The following is a 12,751-nucleotide window of genomic DNA, read 5'->3' as shown; positions in this document are numbered from 1 at the left end:
TTCTTTTCATAGAATAAAAAATAGAATAAATAAATGGAGGAGATTCTATGAAACTTTATTTAGATCCCGGCCACGGCGGCACGGATACCGGTGCATCTGGCAATGGTCTTAAGGAAAAAGATCTGACAGTAGATATTGCCCTGAAAATCAATTCCCTATTGAATCAACGCTATGAAAATATTGAAGTAAAAATGAGCCGGACAGGTGATACAACAAAGAGTTTAAGCCAACGGACAAATGAAGCAAATGCGTGGGGCGCCGATTATTATATGGCGATTCATATTAATGCTGGAGGAGGAACAGGCTACGAGGACTATATATACAGCGGCTTATCCGATTCTTCCGCCACTGCAACCTATCGGGCCATCATTCATGCGGAAGTCATAAAATCCAATCAGCTGCTCGACCGCGGGATGAAAAAAGCGAATTTTCATGTTCTGCGTGAATCCGCCATGCCTGCCTTCTTGTCGGAAAACGGCTTTATCGACCGGGCGGAGGATGCGGCCTTGATGAAACAGGCTTCATGGCGCCAGCGTGTGGCGGAAGGACATGTAAACGGGCTTGCCAAGGCATTTGGCCTTAAAACGAAAGAAGCAGCACCCGCTCCTGGCATACTTTACAAGGTGTACGCCGGATCGTTTCAATCAAGACAAAATGCAGACGATTGTGTAGCCCAATTGAAAGCAAAAGGAATCGATTCATTCGTTGTTTCGACCAGCATCTCTGGTGTAACCTGGTACCGTGTTCAAGTCGGCGCCTTTGCCAAACGCGAAAATGCAGAGCAAAGATTGACTGAGCTAAAAAATGCAGGCTTTCCCGATGCCTTTATCGTGGCTGAGAATTCAAGTGAAATCACACCTGCGAATTCAGGTGAAAGCGTCAGTTCACCAGGGGGAAAAGACAATGCACCTCCTGTCACTTCCTCAACCGGAATATCCATTTTAGGTCCAACCTTCCTTTCCCCTGAACAGATGCGCCGCTTTGTGAAAAAAGTCAATCCGAACGCCGTAGATGTAGCAAACTACTATCTCACCTTTGGAGAGTATTATGGCATTAGAGGTGATGTCGCTTTTGCACAAGCGATACATGAAACGGACTATTTCCGTTTTACCGGAATCGTCAAACCAGAGCAAAATAACTTTGCTGGAGTGGGTGCAACTGGCCCAGGGAATTCAGGAGCCAGCTTTAAAACGCCTGAGGAAGGTGTCCTTGCCCACCTTCAGCATTTATACGCATACGCTGCAGTTGACCCGCTGCCAACAAAATATCCTTTAGTCGATCCTCGCTTTCAGCTCGTAACAAGAGGGTCTGCCCCCACCTGGACTGCCTTAAACGGAAAATGGGCTGTTCCTGGGAACAACTATGGGCAATTAATCTTAGATCTTTATGGAAGAATGATTGATACCGCTGTTCAAAATCTCCAGGATATTCGGAAAAGTATTTAAAAAGAAGCAAGGGAACCATGTCCCCCTGCTTCAAAAAGGATTATAAAATCGATTCCCGTCATGGAAGGTCACGACTAACGATACTACTAGAATAACAACAAATAAGCTGATTGTAATGATGTCAATCGTTTGAAAGGGGCGCGCCCGGTACCAGGTGCGCTTTTTGTTTTTTCCAAAACCGCGCAGCTCCATTGCATTGCTAATAATCTCAATCTTATCGAGACTGGACAGGATGAGCGGGATGATGATCGATGCAGCATTCTTGATCCGCTTCGGCAGCTTTTCTTTGCGCGACATATCAATCCCGCGCGCTTGCTGGGAGAGTGAGATCGTCCGAAAATCGCGTTGAACATCGGGAATGTAGCGCAGCGCCAGCGCGACAGCGTACGAAATGCGGTAGCTGATCCCAATCCGGTTTAATGATGCGGCAAATTCACTCGGGTTAGTTGTGACGATAAACAGCAGCGCCGCCGGAATGACCGTGAAATACTTTAGGGTCACATTCAATTGATAGAACAGCTGCTCAAGCGTCAGCGAATAGCGCCCGCTGTCAAGATCAAGCAGCACATGGCTTGTCCCATAAATTTCCACACCCTCTTGCGGCGAAAAAGCATAGATTGCAAGATTATTAATGAGCAAAAAAAACAAAATAAATAGCAGGACAAAGGCTACTTCCTTCAGCTTAACCTTCGAAATGATAAATACATAGATACTAAATAAGAAAAGAAAAAACAACACGCGCGTATCATACGTCAGCATCGCGATGGACGACCAGATCATAAAGCAAACCAGCTTAGTGACACCTGTCAGCCGGTGGACCGGTGACTCCCGCTGAATATAAGAAAGCATTTCTACTGCCACCTTTGTCTCACCTCGCGATCATAAGCAATAAACCGATTGACAAACTGCTTCGGGTCACTAAATCCCGCCCGTTCGGCCAAAGCAAATAAGGAGGTTTCCTTTAAGTTTGCCTCGCTAATGACTCGGGAATCCGCGAGCACATTGACCGCCGTGTTATCAGCGATTTTCCGCCCGCCGGCAATGACAATCGCCCGCGGCGTGTATTCGAGCATGAGGTGCATATCATGGGTAATCATGATAATCGTTACCCCTTGGCGGTTCAGCTCCACCAAAAACTCCATAATTTCGGTATAGTGGCGGAAATCCTGGCCCGCGGTCGGCTCATCAAGAATGATGACCTCTGGCTCCAGTAGTAAAATCGACGCAATCGTCACCCGTTTTTTCTGCCCAAAACTTAACGCCGAAATCGGCCAGTTGCGGAATGGGTACAAACCGCAAATTTTCAATGTCTTTAAGACGCGCTCCTTAATCTCCGGTTCAGGCACACCGCGGATCACCAAACCAAGGGCCACTTCGTCATAAATCATCTGCTTTGAAATCATTTGGTTCGGGTTTTGCATCACCATGCCAATTCTCCCGGCACGCTCTTTAATCGTATCACCGCTTATATCCTGACCGTGATAATAGATGGTGCCGGAGTCCGGTTTCTCAAAACCGCAAATTAATTTAGACAGCGTCGACTTGCCGGCGCCATTTTTGCCAACAATGCTGACCATTTCCCCTTTTTCAATCGAAAAAGAAATATCCTGGATTGTTCGCTGCCCCGGAGTGTAACCAAAATGAATCGCTTTTAACTCCAAAATCGGTTCTGTCTTCTCCCTCGGCTTCTGGAGCTCGACATTCGTAAACCAGTTGATGAACTGGTCATTGCAGCTTTCGACTCGGAAAGTATCAGGATGAGCCGGCCGCATTTCCGGTGTAATCGTACAGCCGGCATATTTGGCGGCTTTCACATAAAGCGGCTCACGGATGGAGCATTGCTCTAAAATAGGCGAAGCTAAAAGTTCATCCGGAGTCATGTCACTGATGATTCTGCCGTCATCCACAACAATGATGCGGTCAACAGGGCGATGCAGGACATCCTCCAAGCGGTGCTCGATGATAACGACCGTTTTGTTCGTTTCCTCGTGGATCCGGTCGATCAGCTCAATGGCATATTTTCCTGTGGCCGGATCAAGGTTGGCCAGCGGTTCATCAAACAAAAGGATCTCCACATCGTCGACCATAACACCAGCGAGTGAGACCCGCTGCTTTTGCCCCCCGGAAAGATGGTGCAGCGAGGAGTCTAAATATCCTTCCATTCCGACCATTTTTGAGACTTCCGCCACTTTATCAATCATCTGTGTTTGCGGGGCGGCATCGTTTTCGAGGGCAAATGCGATATCCTCGGCAACCGTTAACCCGATAAATTGTCCATCGGGATCCTGGAGGACGGTACCAACTTTTTTGGACAGCGAGAAAATGTCCAACTTCTGCACATTTTCGTCGCAGATGTTCAACTTCTGCACATTTTCGTCGCAGATGTTCAACGTACCTGACACCTTCCCTTTATAAGAAAAGGGAACAAGGCCATTGAGACAATGGCCTAGTGTACTTTTCCCCGAACCAGAGGGACCCACGATGAGAACCTTTTCCCCTTCATAGATCGTAAGAGTGATCTCATGTAACGTCGGTTCCGTCTGGCTTCGGTACTGAAAGCTGTAGTTTTCAAATTGAATAACCGGCTTTTTCATATCATTTCTCCTAGTAAAACAGTGCTCTTCTTTTTAAGAAAAAACTTCTCCTTCTCATTAAACATCCTTCGTCAAACTGCCGCTTTGGCTCCGGCTTTTTGCATAGATGCTGAGTAGCAAGGTGCCAAGAATTGCGACGGTTGCCATGTTTAACCCGCCGGCGACAAGACCTTGCAGATAAACCTTATTCACTGGCTCGGCATAAATGAGGACATCCAAGCTTGGCGCAATCGCGAACCAGCCGATTGCCTGAACGATGATTTGCGTTACGTTAAACAAAATGATTTTTTTCGCTGTAAATACGCCTGATTCGATATCGATTTTCTTGGAAACAAGGCCGATTAAAAACCCGACGATTCCGGAGACGACCACCCAGCTCCACCACGGCGAGCCGTAGAAAATGAAATCCTTTAAGGCATGGCCGATTAAGCCAATCAAGCCGCCGGCAACAGGTCCGAAAATCACAGCCATTAATGCTAAAAAGCCGTACGACGTGTCAAAATTCGTATTGGGCACCCCTGTTGGAATAACCGCGAATCTCCCTAAAATGACAAATACAGCTGATCCAATCCCAATCGCCACGATGGTTTTAATAGATAACTGATTTCCTTTCACTTCCTCAACCCCCAAAAGATGTATTTTATTAAATCAATTGTAAACAATTTTTGGTATTTTGCGAATAGATATTTTCCAGGAAGCCCCTGTTTCAATATGGTACGCCTTAGCAAAAGAACCTTGGTTAATGGCCACGCCAATTTTATCGAGCGAATTCACATATAACAGCGGCTCGCCTAAATGAATATCAGCAAATGTCCGGCCATAGGTCATAATATTTTTATAAACCTGGCGGGTATCATTTTCAATCGTCACTTCAAAGGAATCGCCATATTCTGCCGAGAAATCTTTAAACAACACGCGGTCAATATTTGTCCATAGATTCCCGAAGCGAATATCAAGGATGTCGATATGGCCTGTGAGTATTTGGTTGGTAATACTCGGCTCCGCCTTTGGCAGCTCGATAAGGGAATCCACCGGCACCTCCGGACCCACTTGTTCAAACGTAATGTGGTTGGATGCGAGCCTTGCCCCAGTATAGGCATAGACATCACGGCCATGGAATGTATAGGATTCTCCGGAATGCGGCAGGCGGTTGACCGTCTCATCAATAATTCTCGCCTCTTGAATGCCAATGCAGTTTTTAATATGGGTCAGCGTCCCATTATCCGGAGTAATAATATATTGACCTAAAGCCGTTTTCACGGCAATACTTCTGCGCTCCGAACCAACACCCGGATCGACAACGGAAACAAACACCGTTCCTTCCGGCCAGTAAGAAACCGTCTGATATAAGCGGTAGGACCCTTCCCAAATATGATACTGGGGAATGTCATGAGTTAAATCGAAAATCCGGATCGCCGGATTAACGGAAATCGCCACACCGTACATCGCACTAACAGCACCATCACTTGTACCAAAATCAGTTTGCAACACGAGATTGTTATTCATTATATTTTCCTCCAGTCTTTTAAATGTTTGCTTGGGTTCCATTTGGAAAAAATAAAAAAACCACGCCCTTATCTATTATTAGAAAAAATAGATAAGGACGTGGTTTAGATCCACGTGGTACCACCTTAATTTACTGTTTGCTCACACAAAACAGCCTCTGCAAGTACGCGAGCATGAATGCTGCTCTATATACTGTGGTATGGATAACGAGTACCAAATCTCGTCGGAACCTACTCCAATCGGACCGGATTGTTTCAGCACGCAGCTCTGAGGCCATTGTTCGGATTCGTATTTTTGCTTCTTTTCAGCAACCGAAGCTCTCTTTAAAAAATAACTGAATCGTACTTTCCCTCTTCAACGCTTTTAGTTTGAAAATTTACTAAATTATAGTCGGTATTTTTGAAATAGTCAAGCATAAGAAAAACGACTCTACTTTTCGGACACGGTAAAGTTAATATGGCCGGATTGTTTAACAACGATACGGTATAATATCGATACAGAAAAAAGATTTAAGGAGTGTTTTCAATTATTAAAGCAATTGTTTTATTTATACTTGCAGGAATAGCCGAAATTGGCGGCGGCTATCTCATTTGGTTATGGCTAAGAGAAGGAAAGCCATCTTATTGGGGTCTCTTTGGAGGATTAACATTAGCATTATACGGTGTTATTGCTACATTCCAAGCGTTTCCATCATTCGGCAGAGTTTATGCCGCCTATGGAGGGGTATTTATCTTTCTATCTGTCTTATGGGGCTGGGGAATAGATAAAAAAACTCCAGATTTATATGATTGGGTCGGTGCAGGGATCTGTTTAGTCGGTGTGACAGTGATGTTATTCGCACCGCGTCACTAAGGGAGCTAGGATTTTTCACCGGAGAAGGTTGTTTTCGCTATGGGGAACAATTTCCCCTTTTTCAGATAAACCAATAGAACCAAAGTTAGCCCATGGTTCTATTGGTTTAATATTATGAAGACAGCTTTATCGGCAGCCCCGTGATTAAGTTACTTCCACCTTATGCTCTTTCCTCCGTGAGGCGGGCTGCTTCGACCCTAGCAAGTTGACAACAATGACTCCGGCAATCGCAATCGCGCCGCCATTAATTGAAAGTAGTGTTGGCCATTCATTTAGCCAAATTCCGGCTGCTAAAATGGCAAATACCGGTTCGATATATAACATGCTCGTAACAGAGCTTGCCTTTCCGGAGGAGAGTGCCAGCGCCCATGTTACATAGCCGATGGCCGTTGGAAAAATACCAATATACAGGGCAGATAAATTGGCCTCCATGGTCGCATGTTGGATATCTGAAATGAGCCCCGGTGAAAAAATAAAAAATGGCAGCATTCCGACCCACGTGAAATAGGCTGTTAATTCAATCGATGAATAGCGGCTCAAAAGCGGTTTTTGATAAGCAAACAAAACCGATGTGGCCACAGCGGACATGAGCACTAAGAATGCCCCTTTCGATAATTGTAAGGACGGGCCTGCTGATCCGATTGTAATAATGGCAATACCGATAAACCCTAACGCTAATCCAATCCAACCAAACAAACCCATTCGTTCTTTTAAAATAAATACGGAAATAAGGGCGGTAAAAATAGGTGCAGATGATACAAGCATCCCGGCCGTCGCCGCCGACACGGTTTGTTCACCGAACGTTACCCCAATATGATAGATGCTGATGCCGACCCAGCCAAGAATGGATATGCGCAGCAGGTCCTCTTTTTTCGGCAGTCGAAATTTCACGCCCGGCCATAACGCATACACAGCAAAAATAGCCGATGCAATCAAATAACGGCTGAGAATTAAGTGACCCGCGGAATAGCCTCCTTGTAAGCCTACCCGGATTGCGGCAAAGGTGGATCCCCAAATGATAACAGTGATGGATGCCATGATAAAAGTCTTGCTGTTCAATTCCCCTCACCTCAATCAAAATAATACCGCAACAAGGTTATCACGGAATTCAAAATATTACAATACTAAAAAAAAAGCAGTCCCCCCCCATCCATTTTCACAACATATCAGAGTCACACGGACAAATACTGGTCAAAGAAACATTAAAGGGCCTGTCCTTTTTATCAACTTTTATCTATATAGAAGGTGAAAGGTGGTGAGAGACATGGCACAGGCATTATTAGAAGAAACGAAGCTCCGCTTGGTATTTAAGGCCGGGAATGACGAAGAAGGAAACCCGATCTTCAAAGCAAAAACATTTAGCAACGTCACAAAATCTGCGACCCCAGATCAATTGTCGCAGGTAGCACTAGCAGTTGTTGCACTATGCAAAGACGAACTAAGCAAAATAGAGCGCAACGACAGCTCCGAAATCCTAGCTTAACCATCAAGTAAAACCAGAAGTGTCCGCCCCACATGGACAGTGTCCACGAATGGTGCCTGACACCCTTAGCAACACCTGAATAGGACAATCTAAAACGAGGAGGTGATTGGTATGGCTAAGGCGTTGGAATTGCAATTTGGTACGGAGTTTGGGAAGACTGCTCGTATTTCTCTGGAGAATCCGAAAGAGCCGATTGATGAAGCTCTTGTGAAGCTATCAATGGAGCAGATTATTGCATCTGACATTTTCACATCGGCAAGTGGCCGGTTTGTTGCACCCAAAGGGGTTCGAGTGATTGAACGTAATGTAACAGATTACGAGCTTGCGTAATAAGTGAGAGAGGCCGGGTTCCCTATGAAACCGGCCTCTTTTAAAAAAAACGGGAAAGGAGGTGAAAAGTGTGGAACAGCTCATTCCCATCATTAGTCAGGTAGGATTCCCGATTGTTGTAACTCTTTATTTGCTTTACCGTATTGAATCGAAGCTGGATTTAGTGGTTCAATCAATCCAGACTCTTCCGGAACGGATGAAGGAGCGAACATGAGAAAATGAAGCCCGCTTGGAAGAAATGGATATCCAAGCGGGTTTCATCGCGTTAGCACACTAAAAATCTTTCAAACAGGCTTATTTCCCCGTCACGCTCCTCATTTTTCTCGCCACCTTAACTCCCCCTTGTCCCTAAAATCAACAAAGCCAGGCATAATGCCCATGCCTGGCTCGAATTCCCTTAGACTTTTCTTCGCGCAACTGGCGCCGCAAAATCATTATTTGTTTTTAAATCATCAATCTTAATATCCGATAAACTTGCCTCATCGATGGTCAGGTGGCCGGTTTCAGGCGCCCAGAGGAAAGATACGATAGCACCTATTAAACAAACTCCGGCACCAAATAGCATCGTTGGCCCCATCCCAATATTGGCAATTCCAATCGGCAACAAGAAGGTTCCGATTGCGGCACCGACACGGCTGCCGCCGCTTGCAAAGCCCATTGCGGTGGCTCGAATCTCGGTTGGAAACATTTCTGGAGGATACACTGATTGCAAGATACTCGAAATCGAGTAGGCGATTGCATAGACACTGAACCAAAGGATGACTAGCGTACTATTCATATTCGGGAAAAATCCCAACATTAGAAAAGGAATAATCGCTATCACAAATGGAATGATCACCAATTTCCGTCTCGTTACTTTATTTATAATCAAACAGCCAAGAATCGCTCCCCCTAATACAAGGAAGTTTAATACTATTTCACCAATAAGTGGATCCTTAATTTTTAACCCTTCAAGAACGGTTGGGGCAAAGCTAAAAATCGCAAAATATGGGGCCACTTGACACGCCCAAAAAATCGCTGCAAACGCCGTTCTCTTTCGGTAATTTTTATTAAAAATAGTGCTATATTTCGTTTTCGGTACTTCCATATTAATTTTTGAAACATCTAAATGTTCATCTAAATAGTCTGCCATAATTTTCTTTTCTTCTTCTATTCGCCCTTTACTTATGAGCCATCTAGGCGATTCTGGCATACCAAGTCGCATAATAAAAATCAGCAGCGCTGGGACAGCACTTGAAATCAACATATATCTCCATGCGTCAGCACCAAGGTTCACCATAAACATACTGACAACGACAGCACCTAAATAACCAATATAAAATGAGGTTAAAACAGAAGCTAACATAGGACCGCGGTTCTTTTTACTAGCAAACTCAGCTACCAATGGGGAGGCAATCGCATAATCTGCTCCAATCGCAATCCCCATTAAAAAGCGAAGAATAATTAATTGTTCCGCACTACTTACAAAAAATTGAAGCACGGATATGGTAATAAAAGCGATTAAATCTAACACCATCAACTTATGACGACCTACCAAATCGGTTACATATCCGAATACCATTGCCCCCAATAGAATTCCGACCAAAATCGAACTTGCCAGCAAACCATTATCTACCGCTGTTAAGGTAAATTCTTTATTCATTAAGCCCAATACAGGTCCAATGATCCCTAATATATAGCCATCTAGGATATAACCACCTGAGGCTATCGCTGTAACGCGCCACTGAAATCGATCTACCTTTGACATTTTCCCCATCATCATTCCTCCTTTTTCATGAACATGTTCATATAATTAACATATTCCTATAATAGTGGAAAACGCTTTCTTTGTAAATGGGATAATTTAAAATTTTATGAAAATTAAATACATTTATTGTCTTCTTGATTTTTGTATGTTATGTTTTACCTATGAACATGTTCACTTAATGAACATAATAACCACTTGGAGGTTTTATCTATGAAAGATGCAATTATTATTGGTGCCGGCATTGCCGGATTGTCTGCTGCCTGGCGCTTGCGTGAACAAAATATCCTTGTATTAGAATCCAACGATCGTGTTGGCGGTCGGATTCGTTCGGAAAAACGCGGACCTTATTGGCTTAATTGGGGCGGCCATGTGTACGCTGGCCCAAGCTCCGCAACAGGCAGATTATTAAAGGATGTCGAAGTAGCAGCAGAGCCTGTACCAGGAACATTAACAGGTTTAGCGATGAATGGAAAGCTGCTATTAAAAGGACGCGTGGAAACCTACCCATTCCGTGTTCCGATGTCCTGGAATTCTCGCTTCGCATTAATGAAGGCAGGCATAAAAGTCATGAGTGCTGTTGGTAAATATGGCGAAATGGTCACTCGTAAGCCAAATGAAGATTATTGGACATTGCAGCAGCGTGTCTATGATTTCATGAATGATCAAAGCTTCACTGATTTTGTCGGCAATTTACCAGATGACGCAGATGCCCTTTTCAGACCAACCGTTAGTCGTTCCGCCGGCGACCCCGAAGATGTTTCGGCGGGTGCGGGTGTCGGCTACTTTAATCTTGTATGGAGTAAAGGAGATTCTGAAGGCCTGTCCCGAAATATTATCGGCGGCCCTTCTGTACTAGCAGAAAAAATCACCGAACTACTAAACGGGCGCGTATCCCTTGGGACTAAAGTAGAAACAGTCTACCATAAGAAGGATTCTGTTGTTGTCATTTATTCAAAAGACGGAAAGACCTTCGAGGAAGAAGCAAGATATGTGGTGATTACAACCCCTGCCCCAATCACAAAGAAGATTGCTGTCGATATTGATGACGAAATGAAAGAAGCTTTGGGTAAAATCGTCTATGGTCCATATGTAAGCGCTGCATTCCTTACAAATGAGACAGGAAAGCAAGTATGGGATGATGCATACGCGATTGCCACTCCAAAACGGTCATTTAATGTCGCCTTTAATATGTCCAATATCGTGAGGAGCAAAGAGACACAGAGAAAACAAGGCAGCAGTTTCATGACCTTTTCACCGGCCACATTGGCAAAAAAGTTAATTAATAAATCCGAGGAAGAAATCAAAAATATATATTTACGAGATTTAGATGAAATCTTCCCTAACTTTAGTAAACATGTCGTGGAAGCACATATACAAAAATGGCCATTGGGCTTAGCTTATTGCTTCCCTGGAAGAGGTAAAGTGCAGCAGCATCTTACTCGTCCATCAGGAAGGGTCTATTTAGCGGGGGATTTTTTAGGAACTTTCTATACAGATACAGCAATTGAAACGGGTGAAATTGCCGCAAACCGTATCTTAAAAGAACTTGGTAATCATGCAACGGAAAATGCAGATAATAGGAGAATCGTATGAGCGCAGAAACAACAGTAAACAAACCAGTCTATTTTCCGCTTGACGGAGATGCCCCATTTCCTTATAGCCAAGCTGTTAAATATAATAACCTGATCTGGACCTGCGGCCAATTAGGAACGGATCAAGATGGAAATCTCGGTCATTCGTTTAAAGAACAAGTACGTTTAGCATTTGATAACCTTGAAAAAGCGCTAAAAACCGCTGGAGGCAGTTTACATTCGATTATTAAACTATCTGCTTTTGTACGTGACATTAATCAATTGGATGAATTCAATGAAGTCTATCTAACACGAATCAATCATCAAGCTAAACCCGTTCGAACAACTGTCCAAATAGGCGCCTTCCAAGAAGATATATTAGTAGAGGTAGATGCTGTAGCCTATGATGAAGGACAGTAAGGAATAATCAGGCGGCCCCATTACTGAATCAACCGTAGAAATCTATCACCAGAGTGGGAGTTTATTTACAAATAGACTCCTGTTCTTGTTATACTTACAAGAGAGAATAGGTTAAGCTGGAACGGAGTGGGTACGTGTGAGTAGCAGAAAAGAAATGCAAACGATCAGAATGTATAATTTTTTTATAGATGCAACTGCGAGCATTATTGAAAATGAAGGAATAGAGAAGGTTACCGCCAGGAAAATTGGAGACATTGCAGGCTATACAAGTTCAACCATCTACAATTATTTTGATGAACTGTCACACTTGATATTCTTTGCCTCAATGCGCTTTCTCAATGATTATAATGAGGATTTGTCCAACGTGATGCATGCGTCAAAAAATGCTGTGGAACGCTATATCAATACGTGGGAATGCTTTTGTAAGCACTCTTTTAAAAATCCACAAATCTTTCATGCCATCTTTATCTCTGATTTAGGAACAGATCCGAACCTTTTAATTGATCGATATTATGACCTCTACCATAACGATTTGGTCAAACTGCCGGAAGAAATCAAAATCATTGTGTTGGAGCATGATTTGTACAAACGTAACTACAAAATTGTCCAAGGCCTAGCAGATGAAGGCTATATTTCTGAAGAAAACATTGATTATTTGTTACGAACCACGATTTTAATGTGGAAAGGCATGCTCATTACCCTGTTTAATAATCGTTCAAAATTTTCACCCGATGAAGCAGTTAAAGAATTTACCTATCTGATTAGTCAATTAATCAAAGTGTATTAAAAAGACATGGGGACGG

The 12,751-nt window shown here is 43.7% G+C and carries 14 protein-coding genes and 1 other annotated feature; of the genes, 8 read left to right on the top strand and 6 right to left on the bottom strand.

The genetic code is table 11. The features are described 5' to 3' along the window. The first annotated feature begins 47 nt into the window (after nt 1–47). Complete coding sequence (locus tag ACO1D1_RS22220; protein ID WP_423337146.1) at nt 48–1,445, top strand: N-acetylmuramoyl-L-alanine amidase; 1,398 nt, start codon at nt 48–50, stop codon at nt 1,443–1,445. Between the two features lie 30 nt (nt 1,446–1,475). Here the strand turns inward: ACO1D1_RS22220 and ACO1D1_RS22215 are convergent, their stop codons facing one another. The 4 genes from ACO1D1_RS22215 to ACO1D1_RS22200 are packed head-to-tail and all read right to left on the bottom strand — an operon-like array spanning nt 1,476 to nt 5,545. After that, nucleotides 1,476–2,306: an energy-coupling factor transporter transmembrane component T family protein gene (locus tag ACO1D1_RS22215; protein ID WP_423337145.1), complete on the bottom strand. Its 831-nt coding sequence runs from the start codon at nt 2,304–2,306 to the stop codon at nt 1,476–1,478. Further along, on the bottom strand, nt 2,297–4,039 hold the full coding sequence (locus tag ACO1D1_RS22210) for an ABC transporter ATP-binding protein (protein WP_423337144.1): 1,743 nt from the start codon (nt 4,037–4,039) through the stop codon (nt 2,297–2,299). Before ACO1D1_RS22210 ends, ACO1D1_RS22215 begins: the two co-directional genes overlap by 10 nt. A gap of 57 nt (nt 4,040–4,096) precedes the next feature. Beyond that, entirely contained in the window at nt 4,097–4,654 is a 558-nt protein-coding gene (locus ACO1D1_RS22205; RefSeq protein WP_423337143.1) for an ECF-type riboflavin transporter substrate-binding protein, read from the bottom strand. A 33-nt stretch (nt 4,655–4,687) separates the two neighbouring features. Beyond that, nucleotides 4,688–5,545 carry an SAM hydrolase/SAM-dependent halogenase family protein gene (locus tag ACO1D1_RS22200; protein ID WP_423337142.1) on the bottom strand — a complete coding sequence of 286 codons (858 nt, stop codon included), beginning with the start codon at nt 5,543–5,545 and terminating at the stop codon, nt 4,688–4,690. Nucleotides 5,546–5,635: 90 nt separating this feature from the next. Next, nucleotides 5,636–5,912: a binding site (T-box leader), on the bottom strand. Nucleotides 5,913–6,070: 158 nt separating this feature from the next. Here ACO1D1_RS22200 and ACO1D1_RS22195 point away from each other — a divergent pair. Next, the gene (locus ACO1D1_RS22195) at nt 6,071–6,397 is read left to right on the top strand and encodes a YnfA family protein (RefSeq protein WP_423337239.1); all 327 of its coding nucleotides are present in this window, start codon (nt 6,071–6,073) and stop codon (nt 6,395–6,397) included. Between the two features lie 144 nt (nt 6,398–6,541). Here the strand turns inward: ACO1D1_RS22195 and ACO1D1_RS22190 are convergent, their stop codons facing one another. After that, nucleotides 6,542–7,456: a DMT family transporter gene (locus ACO1D1_RS22190; RefSeq protein WP_423337141.1), complete on the bottom strand. Its 915-nt coding sequence runs from the start codon at nt 7,454–7,456 to the stop codon at nt 6,542–6,544. Between the two features lie 205 nt (nt 7,457–7,661). On the opposite strand from ACO1D1_RS22190, the gene ACO1D1_RS22185 reads away from it, so the two are divergent. From ACO1D1_RS22185 to ACO1D1_RS22175, 3 genes are all read left to right on the top strand, one after another. Further along, nucleotides 7,662–7,880, top strand: a complete 219-nt coding sequence (locus tag ACO1D1_RS22185) for a DUF1659 domain-containing protein (protein ID WP_423337238.1) — start codon at nt 7,662–7,664, stop codon at nt 7,878–7,880. 111 nt (nt 7,881–7,991) lie between these two features. Continuing rightward, entirely contained in the window at nt 7,992–8,210 is a 219-nt protein-coding gene (locus ACO1D1_RS22180) for a DUF2922 domain-containing protein (RefSeq protein WP_423337140.1), read from the top strand. A 70-nt stretch (nt 8,211–8,280) separates the two neighbouring features. Beyond that, nucleotides 8,281–8,424 (top strand): YvrJ family protein, encoded by a 144-nt coding sequence (locus tag ACO1D1_RS22175; RefSeq protein WP_423337139.1) that lies wholly within the window; start codon nt 8,281–8,283, stop codon nt 8,422–8,424. A gap of 183 nt (nt 8,425–8,607) precedes the next feature. Here the strand turns inward: ACO1D1_RS22175 and ACO1D1_RS22170 are convergent, their stop codons facing one another. Beyond that, nucleotides 8,608–9,972: an MFS transporter gene (locus ACO1D1_RS22170; protein WP_423337138.1), complete on the bottom strand. Its 1,365-nt coding sequence runs from the start codon at nt 9,970–9,972 to the stop codon at nt 8,608–8,610. A gap of 195 nt (nt 9,973–10,167) precedes the next feature. Here ACO1D1_RS22170 and ACO1D1_RS22165 point away from each other — a divergent pair, with 195 nt between their 5' ends. From ACO1D1_RS22165 to ACO1D1_RS22155, 3 genes are all read left to right on the top strand, one after another. Then, complete coding sequence (locus tag ACO1D1_RS22165) at nt 10,168–11,550, top strand: NAD(P)/FAD-dependent oxidoreductase (RefSeq protein ID WP_423337137.1); 1,383 nt, start codon at nt 10,168–10,170, stop codon at nt 11,548–11,550. Further along, complete coding sequence (locus ACO1D1_RS22160; protein WP_423337136.1) at nt 11,547–11,948, top strand: RidA family protein; 402 nt, start codon at nt 11,547–11,549, stop codon at nt 11,946–11,948. Before ACO1D1_RS22165 ends, ACO1D1_RS22160 begins: the two co-directional genes overlap by 4 nt. 136 nt (nt 11,949–12,084) lie before the next feature. Beyond that, entirely contained in the window at nt 12,085–12,735 is a 651-nt protein-coding gene (locus ACO1D1_RS22155; protein WP_423337135.1) for a TetR family transcriptional regulator, read from the top strand. Nucleotides 12,736–12,751: the final 16 nt, after the last annotated feature.

It is taken from the genome of Neobacillus sp. 19 (assembly GCF_049463095.1).
Taxonomy (GTDB): Bacteria; Bacillota; Bacilli; order Bacillales; family Cytobacillaceae; genus Neobacillus.
This window is presented reverse-complemented; position numbering and strand designations above follow the sequence as displayed.